Source organism: Kerstersia similis (assembly GCF_965139615.1).
Lineage (GTDB): Bacteria > Pseudomonadota > Gammaproteobacteria > Burkholderiales > Burkholderiaceae_B > Kerstersia > Kerstersia similis.
In genome coordinates this window covers 92,294-115,910 of record NZ_CBCSIQ010000008.1, presented here as the reverse complement: position 1 = coordinate 115,910, position 23,617 = coordinate 92,294, and the positions used below count along the sequence as shown (strand labels likewise).

General features: G+C 60.0%; 19 protein-coding genes and 1 tRNA gene. 4 read left to right on the top strand and 16 right to left on the bottom strand.

Features of this window, described 5'->3' with window-relative positions; genetic code table 11:
• Positions 1–47 precede the first annotated feature (47 nt).
• The 3 genes from ACNA1V_RS07325 to ACNA1V_RS07315 form a co-directional block, all read right to left on the bottom strand.
• On the bottom strand, positions 48–830 hold the full coding sequence (locus tag ACNA1V_RS07325) for a 3-hydroxybutyrate dehydrogenase (RefSeq protein ID WP_415832932.1): 783 nt from the start codon (positions 828–830) through the stop codon (positions 48–50).
• A gap of 13 nt (positions 831–843) precedes the next feature.
• Entirely contained in the window at positions 844–1,614 is a 771-nt protein-coding gene (locus tag ACNA1V_RS07320; protein ID WP_415832931.1) for an acetoacetate decarboxylase, read from the bottom strand.
• A gap of 219 nt (positions 1,615–1,833) precedes the next feature.
• Positions 1,834–3,033, bottom strand: coding sequence for a patatin-like phospholipase family protein (locus ACNA1V_RS07315; RefSeq protein ID WP_415832930.1), 1,200 nt, complete (start codon positions 3,031–3,033; stop codon positions 1,834–1,836).
• Between the two features lie 994 nt (positions 3,034–4,027).
• On the opposite strand from ACNA1V_RS07315, the gene mdlC reads away from it, so the two are divergent.
• Both mdlC and ACNA1V_RS07305 read left to right on the top strand, forming a co-directional pair.
• Positions 4,028–5,662, top strand: coding sequence for a benzoylformate decarboxylase (mdlC, locus tag ACNA1V_RS07310; RefSeq protein WP_415832929.1), 1,635 nt, complete (start codon positions 4,028–4,030; stop codon positions 5,660–5,662).
• A gap of 141 nt (positions 5,663–5,803) precedes the next feature.
• Positions 5,804–6,748, top strand: coding sequence for an AEC family transporter (locus ACNA1V_RS07305; protein ID WP_415832928.1), 945 nt, complete (start codon positions 5,804–5,806; stop codon positions 6,746–6,748).
• A 140-nt stretch (positions 6,749–6,888) separates the two neighbouring features.
• On the opposite strand, the gene ACNA1V_RS07300 is transcribed toward ACNA1V_RS07305, so the two are convergent.
• The 7 genes from ACNA1V_RS07300 to rpsU form a co-directional block, all read right to left on the bottom strand.
• A complete protein-coding gene (locus tag ACNA1V_RS07300) occupies positions 6,889–7,944 on the bottom strand; it encodes a linear amide C-N hydrolase (protein ID WP_415832927.1) in 1,056 nt (351 codons plus the stop codon).
• 221 nt (positions 7,945–8,165) lie between these two features.
• A complete protein-coding gene (locus ACNA1V_RS07295) occupies positions 8,166–8,618 on the bottom strand; it encodes an NUDIX hydrolase (protein ID WP_415832926.1) in 453 nt (150 codons plus the stop codon).
• Between the two features lie 234 nt (positions 8,619–8,852).
• A tRNA-Ile gene (locus ACNA1V_RS07290) sits at positions 8,853–8,929 on the bottom strand.
• 85 nt (positions 8,930–9,014) lie between these two features.
• Complete coding sequence (locus tag ACNA1V_RS07285; RefSeq protein WP_068368964.1) at positions 9,015–9,467, bottom strand: DUF441 domain-containing protein; 453 nt, start codon at positions 9,465–9,467, stop codon at positions 9,015–9,017.
• A gap of 16 nt (positions 9,468–9,483) precedes the next feature.
• On the bottom strand, positions 9,484–11,721 hold the full coding sequence (rpoD, locus tag ACNA1V_RS07280) for an RNA polymerase sigma factor RpoD (RefSeq protein ID WP_415832925.1): 2,238 nt from the start codon (positions 11,719–11,721) through the stop codon (positions 9,484–9,486).
• A gap of 250 nt (positions 11,722–11,971) precedes the next feature.
• Positions 11,972–14,050: a DNA primase gene (dnaG, locus tag ACNA1V_RS07275; RefSeq protein ID WP_415832924.1), complete on the bottom strand. Its 2,079-nt coding sequence runs from the start codon at positions 14,048–14,050 to the stop codon at positions 11,972–11,974.
• A gap of 12 nt (positions 14,051–14,062) precedes the next feature.
• Positions 14,063–14,275 (bottom strand): 30S ribosomal protein S21, encoded by a 213-nt coding sequence (rpsU, locus tag ACNA1V_RS07270; RefSeq protein ID WP_006218592.1) that lies wholly within the window; start codon positions 14,273–14,275, stop codon positions 14,063–14,065.
• Between the two features lie 352 nt (positions 14,276–14,627).
• Here rpsU and ACNA1V_RS07265 point away from each other — a divergent pair, with 352 nt between their 5' ends.
• Together ACNA1V_RS07265 and ACNA1V_RS07260 are read left to right on the top strand one after the other, a co-directional pair.
• Entirely contained in the window at positions 14,628–18,044 is a 3,417-nt protein-coding gene (locus ACNA1V_RS07265; protein ID WP_415832923.1) for an AAA family ATPase, read from the top strand.
• 132 nt (positions 18,045–18,176) lie between these two features.
• Positions 18,177–18,656 carry a hypothetical protein gene (locus tag ACNA1V_RS07260; RefSeq protein ID WP_415832922.1) on the top strand — a complete coding sequence of 160 codons (480 nt, stop codon included), beginning with the start codon at positions 18,177–18,179 and terminating at the stop codon, positions 18,654–18,656.
• Positions 18,657–18,780: 124 nt separating this feature from the next.
• Here the strand turns inward: ACNA1V_RS07260 and ACNA1V_RS07255 are convergent, their stop codons facing one another.
• The 6 genes from ACNA1V_RS07255 to asd all read right to left on the bottom strand — a co-directional run bounded on the left by ACNA1V_RS07255 (position 18,781) and on the right by asd (position 23,593).
• Positions 18,781–19,668: a helix-turn-helix transcriptional regulator gene (locus ACNA1V_RS07255; RefSeq protein WP_415832921.1), complete on the bottom strand. Its 888-nt coding sequence runs from the start codon at positions 19,666–19,668 to the stop codon at positions 18,781–18,783.
• 5 nt (positions 19,669–19,673) lie between these two features.
• Positions 19,674–20,309, bottom strand: coding sequence for a YbhB/YbcL family Raf kinase inhibitor-like protein (locus ACNA1V_RS07250; protein ID WP_415832920.1), 636 nt, complete (start codon positions 20,307–20,309; stop codon positions 19,674–19,676).
• A gap of 172 nt (positions 20,310–20,481) precedes the next feature.
• Positions 20,482–21,123 (bottom strand): phosphoribosylanthranilate isomerase, encoded by a 642-nt coding sequence (locus ACNA1V_RS07245; RefSeq protein ID WP_415832919.1) that lies wholly within the window; start codon positions 21,121–21,123, stop codon positions 20,482–20,484.
• A gap of 43 nt (positions 21,124–21,166) precedes the next feature.
• On the bottom strand, positions 21,167–22,000 hold the full coding sequence (gene truA, locus ACNA1V_RS07240; protein WP_415832918.1) for a tRNA pseudouridine(38-40) synthase TruA: 834 nt from the start codon (positions 21,998–22,000) through the stop codon (positions 21,167–21,169).
• The gene (locus tag ACNA1V_RS07235; protein WP_415832917.1) at positions 22,000–22,353 is read right to left on the bottom strand and encodes a hypothetical protein; all 354 of its coding nucleotides are present in this window, start codon (positions 22,351–22,353) and stop codon (positions 22,000–22,002) included. Before ACNA1V_RS07235 ends, truA begins: the two co-directional genes overlap by 1 nt.
• Before the next feature lie 109 nt (positions 22,354–22,462).
• Positions 22,463–23,593 carry an aspartate-semialdehyde dehydrogenase gene (gene asd, locus ACNA1V_RS07230; RefSeq protein ID WP_415832916.1) on the bottom strand — a complete coding sequence of 377 codons (1,131 nt, stop codon included), beginning with the start codon at positions 23,591–23,593 and terminating at the stop codon, positions 22,463–22,465.
• Positions 23,594–23,617 lie beyond the last annotated feature (24 nt).

Here is a 23,617-nt window from a genome sequence, read left to right as displayed (position 1 = left end):
ATCATGCGGGCCGTTGCATCGCTCATCTGCCTGAGGGCAGCGGCGGTTTATTGCATGAACCAGCCGTGGCTGACGACCAGGGTTTGACCGGTCAATGCATTGTTCTTGGCGCCCGCGAAGAACAGGACGGCTTCGGCGACGTCATCCGTCGTCGTGAATTCGCCATCGACGGTGTCCTTGAGCATGACGTTCTTGATCACCTGCTCTTCCGTGATGCCAAGCTCCTTGGCCTGTTCGGGAATCTGCTTGTCCACCAGCGGGGTACGGACAAAGCCGGGGCAGACGACGTTAGCCGTCACGTGGTGCTCGGCGCCTTCCTTGGCCAAGACCTTGGCCAGACCCACCAGACCATGCTTGGCGGTGACATACGGCGCCTTGAGCTTGGAAGCTTCCTTGGAGTGCACCGAACCCATATAGACCACACGGCCATAGTTCGCGGCGTACATGTGCTTCAGGCAAGCACGCGTCGTCAGGAAAGCGCCGTCGAGGTGAATCGACAGCAGCTTCTTCCAATCGTCATAGGGAAAATCGACCAGGGGCTTGACGATCTGAATGCCGGCATTGCTGACCAGCACATCAATCTTGCCGTACTTGGCAATGACATCCGCCACACCCTTTTCCACTTGTGCTTCGTCGGTCACGTTCATCGCAACCGCAAAGGCATCAGCGCCAGTTTTCTTGATTTCTTCCGCCGTTGCCTGCGCCGCCTGCAGGTTCAGGTCAGCAATAACCGGCGTGCCGCCTTCTGCTGCGAAACGCAGTGCGATTTCCTTGCCGATACCGCTTGCAGCACCAGTGATAATGCCGATTTTTCCATCAAAGCGAGACATAAACAGACTCCTATCAAATATTGTTAGTGTTGGGTGCCAAATAATCGTAGATCACTTCGCCCAGCCCGAGGGTCAGGTCGGCAATGTAGTGGCTGGCGGAGATCACTTCCCGCACTGGCAAGCGCGCCACATCGCACATGGCATGTTCGAACAGTTGCAGCGCAGCCGGCCCGGACCATGCACCCTTCAAGGTAACGTCTTCCATGTAATAGCGCACCAGTTCGCATATGCGGGGCGTGCCATCCACATGAGGAATGATCTTGATCATGAACGCCGGCTTGGCCATCGCGGCCGAGAAGGTGCTCAGATCCAGTTCCTTGTGCTTGTATCCCATCGTTGCCGTCACACACAGCACGGAACCGTAATGCAAGGTACCGACCAGGGTTTCCTGTTCGTGGCGGAACTTGGGGCTGGCCAGCTTTTTGGGGAAGCCCCACAGTTCACGGCCGCCAGCAATCGGCGCGTTGTCGTCGAGATACATGGCATGCACGTATCCGCCTTCCTGCACTTCGCCCGACGGGGTCTTGAAGCGCACGGGAATCACTTGCCCGGTTTCCGTGTAATCACCGAAACCGGTGGAATCCGGCATACGAATGAACTCATAGGAAACGGTATCACCAATCACTTCCAGCGGTTCCGGCACCAGTTCCCGCAGCACTTCCGGATCGGTGCGGTAATTGATGACGAAAAATTCGCGGTTGTAGAACTTGTATGGCGGCCTCGGATAGGCGGGATCGTGCAGCGGCATGGCAAATGCCTTGGCGCGCACATCGGCGATTTTCATCAGTCACTCCCTTTTATCTTGCAGTGGGTCGAAAAAACATGGTGCTGCCCGACCAGCACAGGCCGGGACTTGCCTGGTGTCCCCAGGCAGCATCCTGTCGCCGCGACGGGATGCAGTAGCCATTGCGGTGGCATGCGGATACGTCAACCACGATATCCCTGCGCCGCCACACCATCGCCACGCAACCGCCCCAAAGGGATGCTGCAGGGGGGAAGTCATTTACCTGCGGCGCGCGCGCCGGGTTCTGAGCTGCGGCTCGTGGTCATGGATATCGAAAGTCGCCACGCCATCCGGAGTCTCGGGCCGTTGCCAGACCTCCTTGTGCTTCAGCGTTTCCACTGCGTCCGCATAACCGGAGTCCCAATGCTCTTGCATGGTGACAGCGGAAAACTCATAGTCTTTGCAGGAGCCCTCGTAATTCTTGGCCCGGTAGATCAGGTGGATGATGTTGTAAACCTTCTCATCCGCCTCTGAAATCAAGGCCTCGATGCCGGCATCATCCTTGCCCAGCAGCGCAACATCCGGCATGTCTTCGATCATGCGCGCCAGCGCGCGGCGCAGGCGCTGCTGGTTGCGAAACTGTGTCGTGGCGTAGCGCGTACGACTGGAAAAACGGATGTCCTTCAGGCGCAGGTCCTGGCTGATCAGGTCTCCGGGAAATTCGCCCATGGCGCTCCAGAGATCCACCTGAAATGCCAGCGTGTCACGCCGAGGCTTGTTTTCCAGCACCCATTGCAATGGCGTGTTGGAAACCAGCCCGCCATCCCAATAGGCTTCGCCATCTATTTCCACTGCCGGAAACCCAGGCGGCAACGCGCCGCTGGCCATGATGTGCTCCGGACGGATGGTATGCGTCGTCGTATCGAAATACGTGAAGTTGCCGTTGCGGACATTGACTGCCCCGACACTGAAGCGCATCTCGCCCGAATTGATCCGGTCGAAGTCCACCAGTCGTTCCAGCGTGGAACGCAGGGGGGAAACATCATAAAAACTCTGTGCGCTGTCCGTTCCCTTGGGGGCAAGCAAAGGATGCAGCGTGCGCGGCTTGAAGAATTCCGGCGCGCCACCCAGAACGGTCGCCACCGCATTCATCTGGTTCGCCCAGCCATGCACGGTTTCGTTCCAGGCGATCATTTCTGCTTTATCCAGGCCCAGGAAACGCAGCATATAGGCCGGGTGCGCAGGATGTGCGGTCGTAATGGACTGCCAGAAATCGCGCAAGGCATCCACGCGCTTTTCCGGGGGGTTGCCGGCGATCAGGGCGGAATTGATGGCTCCGATAGAAATGCCTGCGACCCAGCCAGGATGCAAACCTTCTTCGGCCAGCGCCTGATATACCCCGGCTTGATAGGCTCCGAGCGCACCGCCGCCCTGCAGTATCAAGGCGATTCGCTCAAAGGAAGGATGTCGCTTCGTCATGATTGAACTCCAACCTATAAATTCGAAATTTTTTTATTAAATCTATTCTTAATTATTAGCGTGCCAGCACGACAGAAAAAATCACAATTGAAGTCAAATGTAACAATCGACACATCCAATCCCGTCCTGCAGAGCCAAGGAAATCGCGGGAAAACCAAGCCCGTCCACAAGGACCCGGCTTCTCCCCAGGCCACAAAACTGTATCGTTCGTTACACTAAATGCTGCACTGCAGCGTTTCAGCACAACAACACTTCCTCTACACACCGGGCCTCGACACGGCCAGCGGTACCACTTGGTCTTGCATGGCTGCCATCTCTCGCCACCGATACGGCACATCGGCCTGCCATAGCCAGCCCCCTATCAGTTCTTACTGGCAGTGCTGGATCGCCCCCCGTCCATGTGGCCGTCATGCCTACCAAGCGCCCCCTGTTTCGGCATCTTGCTTAATGGATAAAACTGCGGCGCTGATAAAAATCGCTTTCTTCCGTTCCGCCCCATCAAGCGGGGAAGGATTTTCCGCAATAAACAAAATTCACATCAGACTGCAAAATTCCGGAAACATTGTTCAGCCCTTGAAACCCGATAACCCCAAAAACAACCCTTCCCACCCTGCCACTTATGCCTTATTACTGAAACAATAGCAAAAATCACACCGGGCCAATGAAAAGAAGAATTCATACATATCCAAACGGCCATAAAAACAAAAATTTTCCTTTTAAAAACATACAACTATGACAGCCATTATTTTCACCATCATTTAATCCAGATCAAAGACACAGCCATTTACTTATCCTCCGAAAACAATCGTAAAAATCTAATAAAAATAAAATTACAAAAAGTTTCAAAAACAATGGCATTTACAGAGCGACTTTTTCAGTTACTAGCAATCCAGGACAGTCATCAATCATCATCTGACGTTACATTAGGAATGAATCTGCCAGATATTCACATAGCGGGCAGACTTTCCCTCCATCTGGAACCGTCGGAGTTCACATGTCAGACAAAACCATTCGTGACGTTACCTTTCAATTGCTGCGTGACCTGGGCCTGACCACCATGTTCGGCAATCCTGGATCCACCGAGGAAACCTTCCTCAAAGATTTTCCAGAAGACTTCCGCTACATCCAGACCCTGCATGAGGCCTCTGCCGTCGGCGCCGCTGATGGCTTTGCCCAGGCCACCCGCCGTCCGGCGCTGGTCAATGTGCATACCTCTGCCGGCCTGAGCAACGCGATGAGCAACATCCTGACGGCATCGCAGAACAAGACGCCGCTGATCATCACCGCTGGCAACCAGACCCGTGAAATGCTGCTGATGGAGCCCTGGCTGACCAACGTCGAGCCCTCCTTGCTGCCCAAGCCCTGGGTGAAATGGAGCTACGAGCCCGTGCGTGCCGAAGATGTGCCGGCTGCCTTCATGCGTGCCTATGCCATCGCCATGCAACCGCCCGCAGGGCCGGTCTTTCTCTCCATTCCGCTGGACGACTGGGATAAGCCTGCCACTGGCGCAGCCGTCGTCCGTTCGGTCACGACGCGTATCGCTCCCGATCCGGAACGGATTGCGGAATTCGCTCAGGCGCTCTCCAGCGCCCGCCATCCTGCACTGATCTACGGCTCGGCCATCGCCCGCGGCGACGGCTGGCAGCAAGCCATCGCGCTGGCGGAAAAACTGCAAGCCCACGTTTATGCTGCCCCTGCCTCCGAACGCCCGCCCTTCCCCGAAACCCATCCGCTCTATAGCGGCGGCCTGCCATTTGCCATCGGCCCGCTCTCCAAGAAGCTGGCAGGACATGATCTGGCAATCGTGATCGGCGCGCCGGTGTTCCGCTACTATCCCTTTGTCGAAGGCGACTACCTGCCCGCCGGCCTGCGCCTGCTGCATATCACAGACGACCCTTCGGAATCCGGCCGTGCACCGGTGGGCGACAGCCTGCTTGGCGATGCCGTGCTCTCCCTGGAGGCCCTGGAAAAACTCGTGCAAGGTCGGGCTGCTCCGGCCAACGCTGTCAAGCGCCAGGCGCACGGGATGGCGCCGCATCCTGCAGCCAGCACCGACAACACCAGCCAGAACGGCGTGCTGTCGTCGCTGACGCTATTCCAGACCTTGCGTGCAGCCACGCCGCCGGAAACCGTCCTGGTGGAAGAATCTCCCTCCAACCTGGGGGAGCTGCATACCGCCTGGCCGGTGGACCGTCCGGACTCGTTCTACACCTTCGCCAGCGGCAGCCTGGGCTGGAACCTGCCTGCCAGCGTTGGCCTGGCGCTGGCCGAACGAGACAGCGGCCGCAACCGCCCGGTGCTGGCCATCATCGGCGACGGCTCTTTCCAATACTCGATACAAGGGCTCTGGACGGCGGCGCAGCACAAGCTGCCCATCCTCTTTGTCGTGCCGCGCAACGGCCAGTACGGCATCCTGAAATCCTTTGCTGAACTGGAACAGACACCCGGCGTACCCGGCCTGGATCTGCCCGGCCTGGATTTCGTTGCACTGGCCAGCGGCTATGGCGCCCATGGGGTACGCGCCACCACGCCGGAAGAAATCCGCGCCGTTTGCGCCGAGGCCTTCACCCGCCAAGGGCCGACTGTGCTGGAAGTCCCGGTGCTGCCGACCATTCCGCCGCTGCTCTGATGCAAGGGATTGCCTGACGGCACAGGGCCAGACCTGAGCAATCCGGCCCTGTGTCCTGGGGGCCGCTGTTCAGGCCCCGGTTCAGGTTCTCTGCCCAGGCCCTTTGTTTCTGCCCTTTGTCGGCTTTTGGAGAAACACCGTATGCTGGAAACTATCATCACTGCCTTGCTGCCTATTGTTGTCACCCTGATGCTGGGTTACTTCGCAGGCTGGGAGCGCAGCTTTTCACAGGACCAGGCCAGCGTTCTCAACCGCATGGTCATGCTCTATGCGCTGCCGCTGATGCTGTTTGCCGGCATTCTCAGCACCTCGCTGACGGCCATCAGCCAGAACATCCCGCTCTTCATCTGGACGGCCATCGGCATGATAGGCGGCCTGATCATTGTCTTTGCGCTGTCCCTGCTCGTCTTCCGCTCCACGGCGCAGCTCGCGGCATTGCGAGCCATCGCCATCGCGGGCCCCGCCGTTCCCTTCATCGGTACGCCGGTGCTGGGCATGCTTTACCCCAATGACGCCGATATTGCCATTGCCACCGGCAGTTTGCTGATGAATCTGGTACAGGTGCCCCTGGCCCTGATCTTTCTGGTCGGCAATCAAGAGGAAAGCGGCGCAGTCAAGAAAAGCGCGCTGGCCATTGCCGGCGACAGCTTGCTCAAGGCAATCAAGCAACCCGTCGTCTGGGCGCCGGTGCTGGCCTTCATCCTGTTGCTGTGCGGCCTGGAAATGCCTCGCTCCCTCAAGGGTTCCTTCACCCTGCTGGGCCAGGCAACGGGTGGCGTCGCGCTCTTTGCCGTAGGTATTGTGCTGTTCTCGCAGAAAGTCAGTGTTTCGCTGCCTGTCATCATCAACGTCATCGGCAAAAACCTGCTGCTGCCCGGCATCATCCTGGCCATCATGCTGGCCGTGGGCGTGCCCTCTGTCGAACGCGGCCTGGTCGCCGTCACCCTGGCCATTCCCACCGCCTCCATTGCCGTGATCTTCGCCGTGGAATACAAATGCGGCACCCAGGAAATGGCCTCGACCTTGTTCTGGAGCACCATCCTGTCCATCCTCACCATGGGGATGTTCATCTGGATGACCGCCTGAAGCCGACAGCCGGAACCCTGGCGCCAGGCCTGCTGTCTGCCCCATCAAAGGCAAACGCCACCGGAATAATTCCGGTGGCGTTTTTTTTCGGGAAGAACCGATGCCCATCAAACGCAGGCATTCCTGCGATCAGCCGGGCGTTACTCTACCGCCTTGAATTCGAAAGGCGTGGCCGGCACGAACTGCGCCGACACCTCTCCGGCCAACACCCGATTCATATCCACGCCCAGATTCAAGGTCAATGTCTCTGCCCCTTCGGAAAAATCAAGGCGCTGCAGATCCACCCAAAACACATTGGGCGCAGTGGCCGACTCCGCGTAGAACAGCTTGTTCTTCTGGTCCGCCACAACGCGCCAGCGTGTCGTGGACAGATTTGGGGCATCCGGATGGCTGATACCGTAAGGCACCGACACATTCCGCACCACGCTGAATAGCGCCGCCGCTGCCGTACGGGGATCATCGCTTTTCAGCACGGCGTCTGCATAATAATTGGCACGGACAAAACGATCCGGTGCGCGGTTGGTGCCCGGCAAGAAGCTGCGCCCATCCACCCCACGCCAATACTTCATGATCGCCAACTGCTCGTCATACGGCGGGTCATTGGTCATCACCCTGAACTCGCGGCCATGGTGCACCTTCAACTGGCCGTCGATCCACTCCAGAATGGCGCTATCCCCTGTTGCGTCCGACAGGGACAAATGCAGTGGCGCCAGGCTTCCCGGCCGGCCCGGCACCTCTCCGCTCGCCACCAGCATCGGATGCTCCTGCACATGCTTCACAGCCTCTTCGACCGTCGCGAACTGGTCGAGGAAATACTGCGCCCATATCGCCAGCGAGATACGCGGCGTCGCCCCATCGTCCTCAGGGTAGCGGGCGTCGGCCAGCCAGAGCAGATTGGCATTGAGCCCGGCCTCATTCATGCCGTCCACGGCGGAAATCTCATAGCCGGAAACGATCAGGCTGCCATAGGTCGATTTCCATGTCACTGAACGAGGCCCAGCAGCACCATGCCGCTCCATGCCACGCGGAAATACCCAAAGATTGCTGATCATCGGATCTTTGAAATCCATGGATCGTCCCGTCAGATAGGTATCGTTGGGGCCATGGTAAATCACCCGGGTACAAGCCTGCGCTTCGACTGCCAGAATCGCTGCGGCCGCGGCCAACGCCATACCCAAACGTGTCGCTCGTTTCATCTCGACATGCACTCCTTATGGGTTCAAAACTGCCCGAGCCTATGTTGCCACAAGCGGAGCGTGAAACCTTGCTGTGTCTTGATGGTAAACGACATCGCCAGCCAAGTCCTGAACCCCATGGGAATTGCAGAGATTTCCCGAACGTGCAAAGAACCACCGGCCGTGTATCACCCGGCCGGGTGGTTCAGGCCATGAGCGAAAAATCAGGGCAGGCCCTGGCGTCAGGCATCCATCCCTTCGGAATGGATAGACTCAAGCAAATCAGCCAGCCAATCCGGCTTGAAAATATCAGGAGATTGAGCCTGCATATCCTCCAGGCGCCACCACTTCCATGCCTGAATCGTACTCTGCTCCTCCTCCGTCCAGCCGTCACGCCGGATTGCTGCCGGAGCCGGGCAGCGCACCAGAAAGTACTGCTCCAGCCATCTGGCAGGCGAGGACCGGGCCACCGCATACACCGCATCCCTGGTTTTCAACAGTCTCCCGATCTCCAGCGCCAGGCCGGTTTCCTCTTCCAGCTCGCGCCGTGCCGCATCCAGATAAGACTCGCCCGGCAACAGCTCGCCGCCAGCCGTCGCCCAGAAAGGCGCCTGATGCTCATCGTGGTATTGAAATAGCAGCAACCTGCCGTCCTCATCCACAATAATGAGGCGTGCGGATCTTCTGAGACTCAACGCTGTCATTTCCTGACCCTTGAAAGGTGGTGTGGAATATCAAAATCACGCTAGCGCCGGGCAGGCCTTGCCGCTATGCGACAGGTGATTGGGCTGGAGCAAAAATAGCGCACCTCGCACCGCCACGGTTGGCCGCCCGCGCCGCAGCGGCCACACTTTGGGCACAAGCAGCACCAGAAAAGAAAAACGCCACCGTTAAGGGTGGCGTAATTCACTGATAATGCTAGGTAATTTTGGTAGGCCGTGCTGGACTTGAACCAGCGACCAAAGGATTATGAGTCCTCTGCTCTAACCAACTGAGCTAACGGCCCCCAAGCTCGCTATTATGACATGCCTGACAGGCATTGCAAAACAGAAGCACAGCAAAATCCCTGATCTTCCGGCAGCCGTTCAGGCTCAGGATTTACCGATCAGCAAGGAGAGCAAACCGGCGGCGATCAGCGGTCCGACAGGTACGCCGCGGAAGAAGGCCACGCCGATGAGCGTGCCCATCAGCAAGCCTGCCACGATCTGCGGGCTGTTGCCCATGAGCACTACGCCCCGCCCACCCAGCCAGGCCACGCCAATGCCAACCAGCACGGCCAGGAAGGAGCGCCATTCGACGAACGAATGCAGCAGGTCGCTGACACTGATGCGGCCGCTGGCAATGGGCGTCATCACCCCTACCATCAGGATGATGATGCCTACGCTCAGGCCGTATTTCTGTACCCACGGGAAATGCGCCTGCAGCGGCGTCAGCCGGACAAACAGCAGAACCAACATAGCGATGGACACCGCCATGTTGTGGCTGACGTAGCCGAGCACGGCAAACGCCAGCAACAACAGGATGGTTGGATCAGCCCAGCTCATCGCAGGAAGGCTTCCATTACTGCCCTTCCAGGAAGCTCTTCAGTTTGTCCGCACGGCTGGGGTGACGCAGTTTGCGCAATGCCTTGGCTTCTATTTGGCGAATGCGCTCACGCGTGACGTCGAATTGCTTGCCGACTTCTTCCAGCGTCTGGTCGGTGCTCATTTCAATACCAAAACGCATGCGCAGCACCTTCGCTTCGCGCGGCGTCAGCGAATCCAGCACTTCCTTGACGACGTCGCGCATGGAGCCATGCAAGGCCGCTTCGGCAGGCGCCAGGTTGGCCGTGTCTTCGATGAAATCGCCCAGGTGGGAATCGTCGTCATCCCCGATCGGCGTTTCCATGGAGATCGGTTCCTTGGCGATTTTCAGGATCTTGCGGATCTTGTCCTCGGGCATGTCCATCTTGGCCGCCAGGGTTGCGGGATCCGGCTCGGCACCGGTTTCCTGCAGGATCTGGCGGTTGATCCGGTTCATCTTGTTGATCGTTTCGATCATGTGCACCGGAATACGGATGGTGCGGGCCTGGTCGGCAATGGAGCGCGTAATGGCCTGACGGATCCACCAGGTCGCGTAGGTCGAGAACTTGTAGCCACGACGGTATTCGAACTTGTCCACTGCCTTCATCAAGCCGATATTGCCTTCCTGGATCAGATCCAGGAACTGCAGGCCACGGTTGGTGTATTTCTTGGCAATGGAGATCACCAGACGCAGGTTGGCCTCGATCATTTCACGCTTGGCCTTGCGGGCCTTGGCCTCACCGGTCGCCATGCGCTTGTTGACGTCCTTGAGATCCTTGAGCGGCAGCACGACGCGATCCTGCAATTCGATGAGCTTGCCTTGCAGCTCCTGGACGTCAGGAATGTGGCGCGCCAGCGTTTCCGAGTAGGAATGCCCGGCATCAACTTCTTTCTGCACCCATTCCAGGTTGGTTTCCTGGCCCGGGAAGGCTTTGATGAAGTGGCTGCGAGACATGCCGGCACGATCCACGCAGACCGACAGCACGGCACGTTCCAGCTGGCGTACTTCCTCTACCTGCGAACGCAGCGTGTCGGCCAGCCGCTCGACCATCTTGGCCGTGAAGCGAATGCCCAGGAACTCTTCCTGGATGCCTTCCTGCGCTTCCAGGTAACGCGCCGAGCGGTAACCGCCGGTTTCGTAGCACTCGCGCATCACGCCGAACCATTTCTCGACGCGATCGAATTTTTCCAGCGTTTCGATGCGCAGGGTTTCCAGCTGCTTGCTGCTCATGCCGCCGGCAGGGCCGTCATCGCTGCTGTCGGTCACGCCAGCACCCGCGTACTCTTCGCCGTCCTGATCCAGCAGGCCGTCAACGATTTCATCGACCTGGATGGAGCCGTCACGGACCTTGGTGACATGCGCCAGGATTTCCAGGATCGTCGTGGGACACGCGGAGATGGCCATGACCATGTGCTTCAGGCCGTCTTCGATACGCTTGGCGATTTCAATTTCGCCTTCGCGCGTCAGCAGTTCGACGGAACCCATTTCACGCATGTACATGCGAACCGGATCGGTCGTGCGACCAAAATCCGAATCCACCGTCGTGAGCGCGGCTTCGGCTTCGTCTTCGACGTCATCGTCGTTGGACGCGACCGGCGCGTTTTCGCTCATCAGCAGTGTTTCGGCATCGGGTGCCTGGTCATAGACCGCGATACCCATGTCGCTGAAGGTGCTGATGATGCCGTCGATGGCTTCGGCATCGACCAGATCGTCAGGCAGATGGTCGTTGATTTCGCCGTAGGTCAGGTAGCCGCGATCCTTGCCCAGCTTGATCAGCTGCTTCAGGCGATTGCGGCGGGCTTCATATTCCTCGGGCGAGACCGGGCCGCGCGCGATCAGATCCTTGGGATCCGCCTTGCCGCGCTTGCCGCGCTTGACCGGCTTGAAATCCGGAACGATTTCGCCGTCCTGGTCCATATCGTCATCGAAATCCGCGCTGACGTTGGCGCTCTTGGCCGGACGGCCGGGACGCCGGCCAGTGCCGACTGCCTTCGGTGCCGCAGCCTTGGGTTCGACAGCTTTCTTGGCCGCCGTCTTGGTCGCGCTCTTGGCTGCCGTCTTTGCCGTCTTGGCCGCGCCCGCCGCAGCCACCTTGACCGCAGCCTTGGCCGGCGTCTTGGCGGCGGCGCGCGTTACCTTGCGTGCGCCAGCCGTTGCCGCACTGCCTGTATCCGGCACGTCGATATGCGTCTGTTGGTCTGCCTTCGAACTTTTTGCGGTTTTGGATTGGGTCATAATGGTTTCCGTAGCGAAGTTGCCGCCACAAAACGGGAGGGCTGTTTGATTCTGCCGACAGCCCAAACATTGAACAGGACAAAAAAGAGCGAGAACAACTCGGCTTCAAGCGCCGAAAAGCCGGAAGCAGCAAAGCCCCCGGCATCAGGCGGGTTAAGACCCGCAGCATCATCCGACCACACCGCCGATAAAAGGTTCGGGGCAGACAGCGCAAACCCCTGAATCTTAACTTATTTGCGGGAACACTACACTAAGCGTTCCCCAAGCCTCTCAGCCGGCGTGTCAGATCATGATATAAACTTTTCGATTCCTCATCGGTCAGGCCAGCTGCCACCAGGGCATCCAGCTCAAGCTTCAGCGCATCGCGTTCGACACTGCGCAGTCCCCCTTCCCACTCCAGCTGCGGGTTGGGCAACTCCTCACTGCCAAGCACATCACGCGACAGGTCATGCAGGATGCCGGCCAGCTCGGAACCCGATGGCACAGCTTCCATCATGGCGCCTATGTGCCTTGCTCCCGAATCCTGCAAGAGTGTCACCAGCTCCCTGACCATACGCATATGGGGGCTGCTATCCAGAACTTCAAGCTGCTGATCGCCCATTTCATCGACCAGCCCGGGATGGCTGACCAGCAAGCGCAATAATTTGCGCGGCAGGCTGGCCACCTGCTGGCCGCCGCTCAAGGGAGGCACGCCGCCACGGTCGTTCCAGCGCCCGCCCCCTTTGCGTCCCTTCTGGCTGCCATCGCCACGGCCATTGCCATTCCATTGCCGGCGGCCACCTGAGCGGCCTGCTTGCGATGGAAAGGAGGCTTCCTGCTCCGGCGGCCAATAGCCCCCTTCAGGATCCAGCCCGCCATGAAAACCGATATCCTCGGGCACCACATCGTCGGGCGCCACCATCCAGGGCGGCGGCGCATCCGATGACGGCGCATGAGCGCCCGCCGGAACACCGCCATGCCCGGCCACCACAGGACCTTCCGCCCCGCCACCAGCCTGACTGGAGGCATGCGACACCGGCCGCCCCGGCGCCTGGGCCTCACCCGCCCGGAACATGGCATGCAACTCTTCCGGCGTCAGCCGCACCTGCCGCGCAAACTCGTTATGCAGCTGGATTTTCAGCGCGCACTCAGGAATTTCGGCAAATAGCGGCCGGGCCTCATGAATACATGCCGCACGCCCTTCCACTTCCTCAAGCGCATGACGAGCCGCCAGTTCATCGAGCAAAAAGCGCGACAAGGGCTGAGCTTCGGCAAGCGTGGCCCGAAAGGCCTCGGCACCGAAGGCCCGCACATAGGAATCGGGGTCGTGCTCTTCCGGCAGGAACAGGAAACGAATGGAAATATCATCCCGCAGCAACGCCAGGCAGGTATTGAGCGCCCGCCATGCAGCGCGTCGGCCGGCCTTGTCGCCATCGAAGGAAAACACCACGTTTTCACTGGCGCGCAACAGCTTCTGCACGTGCTGCGGGGTCGTCGCCGTACCCAGCGTCGCCACGGCATGCTCTATGCCCAGTTGCGCGAGCCCGACCACATCCATGTAGCCTTCGACGACCAGCACCTGCCCGGCCGCACGAATGGCCTGGCGCGCTTCCCACAGCCCGTAGAGCTCCTGCCCCTTGGAAAACAGCGGTGTTTCCGGAGAGTTGAGATACTTCGGTTCGCCTTTGCCGATAATGCGGCCGCCAAAACCGATCAGGGCACCACGCGCATTGCGGATGGGAAAGGTCACGCGCTCGCGGAAGCGATCATAGCGGCGGCCGTCTTCGGCTTCCACCACAAGACCGACCTCGACCAGCACCGGGTCGTCATACCGCTCGAACACATTGGCCAGGCCACGACGGTCATCTCCCGTCCAACCCAGGCCATAGCGCTTGGCGATTTCACCAGTCAGCCCGCGACCTTGCAGATAGCGGCGCGCCTGCGCCGATTGGCGCAACTGAGCCAGGTAGTATTCCTGTGCTTTTTCCAGGGCTTGCGTATGCCGAGAAACCTCTTCCTTGCGACGTGCCGCCTCGGCCTGCTGACGCGGGCTGCGCGGTTCCTCGGGTACGTTCATCCCTGCTGATGCGGCGAGCGAACGCACGGCCTCCGGGAAACTCGCCCCGGTATGCTCCATCAGAAAGGTAATCGCGCTGCCATGGGCTCCGCAACCAAAACAGTGATAGAACTGTTTGGTAGGGCTGACAGTAAAGGAAGGGGATTTTTCGTTATGGAAGGGGCAGAGACCTAAAAGGTTCGCCCCACCCTTGCGCAGCTGCACATAACGCCCGACGACATCAGTAATATCGACCCGGGCGAGAAGTTCCTGGATGAAAGAATCAGGAATCACTCACTGAACAGATCAGTAGAGGCGCGGAGGCAGTTGTTGGCTGCGGATACGCTTGTAGTGGCGCTTCACGGCGGCGGCATGCTTGCGCTTGCGCTCAGCGGTGGGCTTTTCGTAGAACTCGCGCGAACGCAGTTCGGTCAGCAGACCCGTCTTTTCGATGGTGCGCTTGAAGCGGCGCAGAGCGGCTTCAAACGGCTCGTTTTCTTTCAGGCGAACAATAGGCATGAATTCTATTACGCAGTTAAAAAATGGATGGAATGAGGTGCATACTGAATCGTCGGATTCTATCACGTTACGCGGCAGATTCAAAACCGCGACTGTTGCCTGTACGCCAACCCAGATCCTGTTACAAATAGGACCACGCCGCGAAATGCCCATTTTCCCTGATCTGTTCCTGGCAGCTGCGCGCAACCCACCCCCGCCACCAACCTTTACAACTCACACAATCTGGCACAAGTGTGACATCAAAAATCGCTGATCCCTCACAACTCAAGGCATGCCGCAGCGGGCACCCCGGTATGGGAGTGCCTATACTTCACTCTGCTGTCCTACCTTTCCCCTGCATTTTTCCTCAAGCATGCCCCCGATCCAGCCGCTGACTTTCCTTGACGTACTGAAGCTATCCAAAATCACTGCCCTGCGCCATGGCCTCATGCGCATCAACATGGATATCATCAACGAAACGTTAAAAACCTACGTCGATACCACGGAAATTTCCGACGACACCGCGAGAAAGCTGGGACTGGACCCCAGGGATAAGCAAGCACCGAAACGCAAGGACGGCAGCCAGCAGCTAGCGGAGTACCCTGCCCAGCCAGCCGTGGCCCTGACTGCCGAAGTCACATCGCTGCGACAGGAATATGGTTCATCTCCAGTGGCAGGCCTATTCCTGCCCGAACTGGAAACGAGCACCGTTGCCCAGGTAGCGGCCGAAGACATTACCAACGACGAGCCCATGTCGCCGGCCACGCCCGGCGACTGCACCGACAACGCCTCCGCGCACCTCGCCGCAAATCCCAACGCCAGTGGCGCCGACCGTGATATCTCTTTGCAGGAATGCCTGGTGCTGGCCGAACAGACCGCCAGGGCCAGCGGCAAAGACAGCATTACCCTGGGAGCGCTGCGTGAAGCCTTGTCGCTCTATGTCGATACCCGTGCCCTGGGCTTGCATCAAACGGCTCGGCTGGGCATTACAGGCGCAGCGGCCGCACGCACGGATGGCATGCATTACCTGGCTGGCGGTCAATCCGGTACCACACTGCCGGTCTCCGAGGAAGTGACGGCGCTGCTCGACCAGTTCCAGGACGAAACCCTGCCCCTGAAGCTTCCAGGGCGCCCCCCGGCCGCCGGCAAAACCAAGGCAGGCGACACCAGCAACAAGCAAGATCGCCGCAACCACCCGGGACGCAGCCGCAGCAGCGAAGCGCCCCCGGCCAGCGGCGAGCCTGCGCTCCCGGCCACCGAACCGGAAGACACCCTCAGCCGCGAAGAACGCGTCCCCGCTGTGTTGAAGCAGGTGGACGAACAGTTGCAAACGCTGGGGCAGACCATCATCGGCCAGCCCGCGGCACTGGCGCGCCTGCGTACGGAACTGCTGGCGCGCGCCCTGAAGCTGAACGCACCCGGCAAGCCGCGCCTGCTGGTTTGCATCGGCCCGGCGGGTACCGGCAAATCGCTGCTGGCACGCAAACTGGCCGAAACCAATGAAGGCAAAAGCCTGGTGCTCAATATGGCCAGCTTTCAGAGTCACAACGAGGGTTTCGGCCTGACAGGGCTGCGCGAGGGTTACAGCAACGCCGGCCCTGGCCGCCTGACCGGATTCGTGCGCCGCCACCCGCGCGCCGTGGTGGTATTCGACGATGTCGATCGCGCCCATCCCAATGTGCAGAATATTCTGGCCAATCTGCTCAGCGATGGATATCTGGAAGACGAGTACGGCTTCGGCAATGAGAAAGAGCGCTCCCGCGCGGAAAGCCGGCGCGTTTCCTTCCAGGCCACACAGCTGATTTTCACCATGCGGCCCAGCCCTCAACTGGCCGAGGACAGCAGCCTTTCCAAGTTGATACGGGAACATCCGGCACGCGCCGCCAACCTGCTCGCCGAAGACATGCTGGCGCGCCGTGCCGACGACGACAGCGAGGACACCAGCAGCGAGAATGGCAAGATCACCTCTTACCTGGCCGGCTACCTCTCCAATGCCACCCTGCTGCCATTTGCCGAGTTGACGATAGCGTCATTGATCAGCATCACCAGGGCAGCGCTGTCGGATTTTGCCGAACGGTTCAGCCAGCAGGCAATCCCTGTCGAATTCGACAATCCGGCGCTGATTGCGACCATCGTCACACTATCTTTCGGCCCGGACATTACCCCGCTGGAGCTCTCCGAGGCCGGGACGCAATGGCTGACGGAAGCCTGCTTTGCCGACACGGCCAGCAGCAGCCAATTGCCGGAACGCATCAAGGTCAGCATCAGCCAGGAAGTGCAGGACTGGTTTGCCGGCCGCGATCTTGATGCGCTGCATCGCAACCAGTTCCGCCGCCGCGAAGTCCTTCATTACGAACTGCGGCCACACCGGCAGGAAGGCGAGTTGCAGCTGGTGATCGACTCGGTTCGCCTGGATCGTATCCAAGGCCGCAAGGACTACGGCGCCGATGATGGCTTCGCCGTTGAAATGCCGGATTTGCGTTTCCAGGACATCAAAGGGCATACCCGTGCCAAGGAACGCCTGCAACAAATCATCCATTTGCTGGCCGCCCGCGATGCGGGCAGCGCCGACACTGACAGCCAGCAGGCACCGCCCCCCAAGGGCATGCTGCTGCATGGTCGCCCAGGAACCGGCAAAACCATGCTGGCCAAAGCCCTGGCCGCAGAAGCCGGGGTTCCCTTCCTCTCAGTCACCGGCCCGCAACTGTTCAATCCGACCCTGACCCGTTCCATTTTCCGGCGCGCCCGGCGCTATGCCCCCAGCATCGTTTTCATCGACGAAATCGACGCCCTGGGCATACGCGGCATGCGTGGCATGGAACCGGCGATCAACCAGCTGCTTGCGGAAATCGACGGCTTCGGTTCGCAGACAGATCATCCGGTTTTTATTGTCGCCGCTACCAATTTTCTGGCAAATGTCGATCCGGCATTGCTGCGTTCCGGGCGCCTGGATCTGCTCATGGAAGTCCCGCTGCTGGATCGCGAGGCCCGCCGCCACTTCATCGACACGCGCCTGAGCACCCTGCCCCGGCCGCTGCCCCCGGCCGCCGACGCCTGGAATCTCGATGCGCTGGTCGCTATGACTGCCGGCATGAGCGGCGCCGACTTCGAAAAAGTCTATCGTGAGCTGGTGCTCGCCCTGCGGCAGAACCCGCACGAACACATCAGCTACGAACAGTTGCTGGAACAGATCAATACCGTGAAATACGGCGAACGCAGCCGCCGCAAACCGCTGCAGGAGTACCTCTCCGCCGTCGCCTTCCATGAGGCGGGGCATGCCGTGCTGGCGGCCTTGCTGCGACCGGAGCACCCACTGGAACAAGTCACCATCGCCGGACGGGGCGACGCCCATGGGTTTGTCGCACTCTCCCGTGATGATGAGCACAGCGTGCGCCCGATGAATCGCCGCGAAGCCATGGACGACCTGTGCATCAAACTGGCCGGCCGTGTGGCGCAACTCAAGCAGTTTCCCGCGTCCGAACCTGCCGGCGGCAGCGACAACGGCGCAGCCAGCGATCTGGCCAAAGCCAGTGAACTGGCCTGGCTGGCAGTCACCGAATGGGGGCTGGATGAAAGCTTCGGCTGGCTGTCCCTGGCGCCATTCGATACACCCCTGCCTCCTGCCTGGATGGAACGTGCCCAGCTGCGCGTGGATATCTGGCTGCAGGAAGCGCGTGAACGAACAGAAACGCTGGTGGAAACACACTGGCACAGCATCAGGCAGCTGGCGGAGCAACTGCTGCGTGAAGAAACACTGGACGGCCATGCCGTGCTGGCGCTTCTCCGCTAGACAAGACGGCACAATATGGCAGCGGAATATGAAGCAGGCGCCTGGCCGCTGCCACACCTGAAGTCCCCGGCCAGCGACATACCCTTATCGCTCAAGCCACCATTTCGTTATCTCAAGAAGGAGCACCTACTCATGACGTCCAAGACCGAAGAACTGCAAAAGCTGTACCAAGAGGTTCTGGATTACAAATCGGACATCGACGATGACGGTGATGTCCGTTTCCGCCACCCGGAAATGGGCGTGTTCTACCTTTCCATCGACGCCGACAACGACCCGGAATTCCTGCGCCTGGTATTTCCGAATTTCGCCGATGATGAACGCACCGGCCTGTCGCGCGAGCAACTGCTGGAACTCGCCAATGAAGTCAATATCCGCAACAAGGCTGCCAAGCTGACTGTCAGCTACATGAATAGCGACAACACCTGGAACGTGAGCGCCCAGATCGAATGCTTCCTGGCAGCTTCCGATCAATTCCCCGATCCCGAAATCCTCCGCGCCACGATGAACCGCAACATTTCCGCCATTCGCGCCAGCCTCTCGACCTTCCACCAGGCCGTCGAAGAAGCCAAGGGTTCGGAATCGGAAGACGGCGAGAACGACGACGCGATCTGATCGCGCAACCGTCTGGGCAAGGGCATGCAACACCCTGTTGATGCCCCCATCAAGTATGCCGCGCCGGGCAGCTACCCGGATGAACAGCGCACCGCGCAGTTCACCGGAGAGGCTGCCCGTTTTTTTACCGAACGGCAGAAGGCAGATAACCAAAACGCAGACGGAAACGGTCGGTAAAACGTGCACGCGACTGATACCCGCAAGCCTGAGCAATGCGGGGGATGCTCCAGGGGGTCGTCTGGAGCAGCATCATGGCGTGATGCATGCGGATATCAACGAGCAATGCCTCGAAGCGTACGTTTTCACTGGCCAGCCGACGCCGCAACGTGGCTTCACTCATCGCCAATGCCTGCCCTGCCGCACGTGCCGTCCAGTGCCGATCGGGCGCTTCACCCAGCAATGCCCGCAAACGTCCGGCCGTCCCGCGCTGCCCGGCGTCGGTAAAGGCATGGCCGCGCTCGGCCAGCGCCAGCAGAAAATCCATCAGCCTATGCGCCAAGCGCTCATCACTCACCCGGCTGGCCTGCACCCCATCCATCACGCCACGCAATGTCTCGGCCAGGTCCGTATCCAGAGGAACTTGTCGGCAGGCCCACGGATTACCACTGCCTGACGGCTTCGAGGCAGCATGATGGCGATGAAAGGTTTCCAGCAATGCCGCCGGAAAACTCAAGAAAACCGAGCGAAAGGGAAGCTCGGGACTTTCCGGCGCTTTTCGCACATCCAGGCAGCTTTCCGGATCAATGAGCAGCAACGCCTCTTGCGCTCCCACGGACAGCCGATTGACGCCATCATCAAGATCCAGCCGCCCGGCCATCACGAACAGCACCGTGGCCTCATGAAACAGGAAGCGCGGCATCTGCCGCGCTTGCTTCAGCACGGGCTGGGCAAGGCTGCACAGACTGCGCCGCAACACTGGCGCGCCGGACGGCAACGGCTCACCGGGAGGCTGGCCCGCCGCCATGGAAATGGCGGCGGATGTCGATGGCAGCTGCGGGTAGCGCCGGTTCATGGATATCAATCAAACGGGACGGCGGGGTTAAGGCCATACAGGCCTGTCAGGCTGGCTTGCCCCAATACCGGCACCGTCGCCAGGGCGGCACGCACGTTCGCACCGGTCAGCGGCCCCGCCACGGCCAGCGAGGGCGTCGCCAAGGCATAGAGCGTGAAGATATACCGATGAACCAACTCGTCATTCCACGGCGGGCAGGGGCCATCGTAGCCATGATATTCACCCTGCATTTGCGCATCACCGGCAAACCAGGCCGTGTAGTCATTGATCCCGTGCCGCATGCCAGCACTGGCTGCGGGCCCCGGCTTGCCGCCAGGCGTCACGGCGTTCGAATGGGAACCGGCCGCGATTTCCGCCACATCCGCAGGAATATCCAGCAACAGCCAGTGAAAGAAGTCAATGCGCGGCAGGCTGGCTGGCACCTCGCGCCCTGCCTGATTCACATCATCGCCCCGGCTGGGCACATCGGGATCATGACAGATGAGCACAAAGGAACGGGTTCCTGCGGGAATCCCCGTCCATGCCAGATGCGGATTGCGATTGGACGACAACACCACTCGCGTGGCGGCATCGGGGACTGCGAAAGCAAATTCGCCGGGAATGGCCTTGCCATCCTGGAAACTATGACTGATGAGTTGCATATCAGATTCCATCCTATGCGTTGAGGGGCATTTCAATGCTGAACAAGGCCGTGTTCTTCATGGAATTCTAGGGCCCTGCGAAGGAATCGAGATATCTCATCCGATCAATATCCAGACTTATCCCGTCATTTTGACTGCCTGTGATTGGCCATAGGGCGTATGGCTTGCCGCCCTATTCTGCTGCCTGCCGAACCGCATCAACAAAGCGACGCACTTTTTCCGCGCTTTTGATACCAGGTGCATCTTCGACGCCACTGCTGACATCCACCGCCACCGGACGCACTCGCCGAATGGCTTGCGCCACATTGCCCGCATGCAAGCCACCCGAAAGAATCAGGCGTCCACGCGCCGGCTCATCCCATTCATCCAGCAAGCCATGGTCGAACACCGTGCCGCTTCCGCCATAGCCTGGGCTATCGGTATCCAGCAGGCAGCCATCGGCCTGCGGGTAGGCCTGCATCTGCCCGGCCAGCATCGCGCCCGTCACGCCACCTTCCTTGGGCACACGCAAGGCCTTGAGCCAGGGATGCCCGTAAGACATGCAATGTTCCGCAGTTTCATCACCATGAAACTGCAAAAGATGCGGACGCACCAGTCGCAGCACCGTTTCGACGTCTGTGCGCGTGGCGTTCACAAACAGCGCCACGACTGTCACGAAAGGCGGTATCAGCGTGCGCAAAGCGGCAGCCTGCTCGGGGGTCACATAGCGCTTGCTGGGAGGGTAGAAAACAAAACCCAGCGCATCCACGCCGCTGCGCACCACCATCCGCACATCGTCGGGCCGCGTCAGGCCGCAGATCTTTATTCTTGTCATGTTGTCGTCCTCAATCCATCCTGCCCGTCCGGCTGCCCGCCATTCAGGCCCGGGGCCAGGCGCTCAACTCACCGTCGGGCGAGAGCTGCAAGCCAGGCATGATTTCCAGGCCTTCCTGTAGCGGCAAGCCATAGCTGGCGGGATAATCCACCGCACACAGATACAACCCGGCGGCCGAATAGGTCGGCGCTGCGCGGCGCCTGTCGCGCTCCTGCAGCAACTCCTGCATGCGCGCAACGGTGTAGCGCCCCTGGCCGACATAGACCAGCGAGCCAATGATATTGCGCACCATATGATGCAGAAACGCATTGGCCTTGAGCACGAATACGATCATATCGCCATGGCGCTGGATATCCAGGCGCTGCATCGTACGTACCGGATGCGCCGCCTGGCATTGCGAGGAACGGAAGCTGCTGAAGTCATGTTCGCCCAGCAGATGTGCCGCCGCAGCACGCATGGCCTCGACATCCAGGGGACGAAAACACCATCCGGCCCGCCCGGCCCATAGAGGTGACCGATAAGGACGGTTCCAGAGCAGATACACATAGGTACGAGCCTGCGCCGAAAAACGCGCATGAAAATCTTCCGGAACTTCCCGCGCCCACTGCACCGCAATGCTTTCCGGCAGATGTGCGTTCAGGCCACGGATCCAGGCCACATCACGACGCTCCAGCCCGGTATCCAGATGCACGACCTGCAGACAGGCATGAACACCGGTATCCGTGCGGCCGGCGCAGATTGTCGGCACCGGTCCGCCGGTAAAGGCGAACAAGGCTTTTTCCAGCTCGTCCTGCACGGTATGCCCGCCCGGCTGCGTTTGCCAACCCAGCCAGGACGAACCTTCGTAGGAGACCCCCAGCGCTATCCTGCGCGCCATCAGCGGCTGCCCCCGCGCGGGCCGTGACGTTCTGCTGCCGGGCGACGATCCGGCGCCGGAGGCGCATCCAGATCAAGATCTATGGCAGACAACTGCTGTTCGAATTTCTTGCGTGCCTGCTCCAGACGCTGCGCCTGCAGATCATCCGGCTGTCGTCGCGACTCCGCCTGCACCTCTTCCACCGAGCCTGCGTCGGCGTCGGTACTTTCGCTGCCGTGATCAGCGCTACCGCTATCGTCGGTATCCTGCCTGGCCCCTGCGCGGCGCATCAGCAAAGCCACCCAGAATGCCACTACTGCCAGCAGGACGGTGCCCAGCACCAGGCCATAGCCCTGCCCAAATTGCGCGTCCACAGCTCACTCCCTTAGAACGTGTTTATGACCTGATCCTGACCAAGCAAGATACAGGTCATAAACACGTTCCTGGGGAAGGCCACCATGGCCTTCCCCGAACCTTCCCTGATTACAGTTCGCCGATGGCGATGCGCAGCATGCGGCGCAGCGGCTCTGCCGCTCCCCACAGCAGCTGGTCACCCACGGTGAAAGCACCCAGATAATCCTGGCCCATCGACAGCTTGCGCAGACGGCCCACCGGGATGTCCAGCGTTCCGGTCACGGCGACAGGCGTCAGGCCATGGATCGTGGATTCCTTGTCATTCGGAATGACCTTGGCCCAGTCAGTGCCTTGCGCAATGATGTCGGTGATCTCGTCGAGCGGCACATCGCGCTTGAGCTTGATCGTCAGTGCCTGGCTATGGCAACGCATGGCGCCGATACGCACGCAGAAACCGTCGATGGGCGTAGCTTCGCTGCCGAAGGCTGCGCCGCGACCCAGAATCTTGTTGGTTTCCGCTTCCGCCTTCCACTCTTCGCGGGACACGCCATTGCCCAGGTCGGAGTCGATCCAGGGGATCAGGTTGCCGGCCAGGGGCACGCCAAAGCGCTCGGTCGGCAGATTGCCGCTGCGCTGCAGGTCCAGCACGCCACGGTCGATCTGCAGGATGGCCGATGCGGGGTCATCCAGCAAGGGACGCACGGACTCGTTGACCAGGCCGAACTGGGTCAGCAGTTCGCGCATATGTTGTGCGCCGCCGCCAGAAGCCGCCTGGTAGGTCATGCTGGTCATCCATTCGACCAGATCATGCTGGAACAGGCCGGACAGCCCCATCAGCATGCAGCTGACCGTGCAGTTGCCGCCGATGAAATCACGCACGCCACGGTTCAGGGCGGCGTCGATGACATTACGGTTGACCGGATCCAGCACGATGATGGAATCATCATTCATGCGCAGCGAGCTGGCTGCGTCGATCCAGATGCCCTTCCAACCCGAGGCACGCAGCTTGCCGTGCACCGCTTTGGTATAGTCGCCGCCCTGAGCCGTCACAATAATCGGCAATTTCGCCAGCGCCTCGATATCGTAGGCGTCCTGCAGCGGACCCGCACCCGTCGCCCAGGACGGTGCCGCACCGCCCACCTGGCTGGTGGTGAAAAACACGGGTTCAATCAGGGAAAAATCATTTTCGTCGCGCATGCGCTGCATGAGGACTGATCCCACCATGCCGCGCCAGCCGACCAGACCGACGGCTTGAGTCATCTGTATTCGCTCTGTTTTATATGT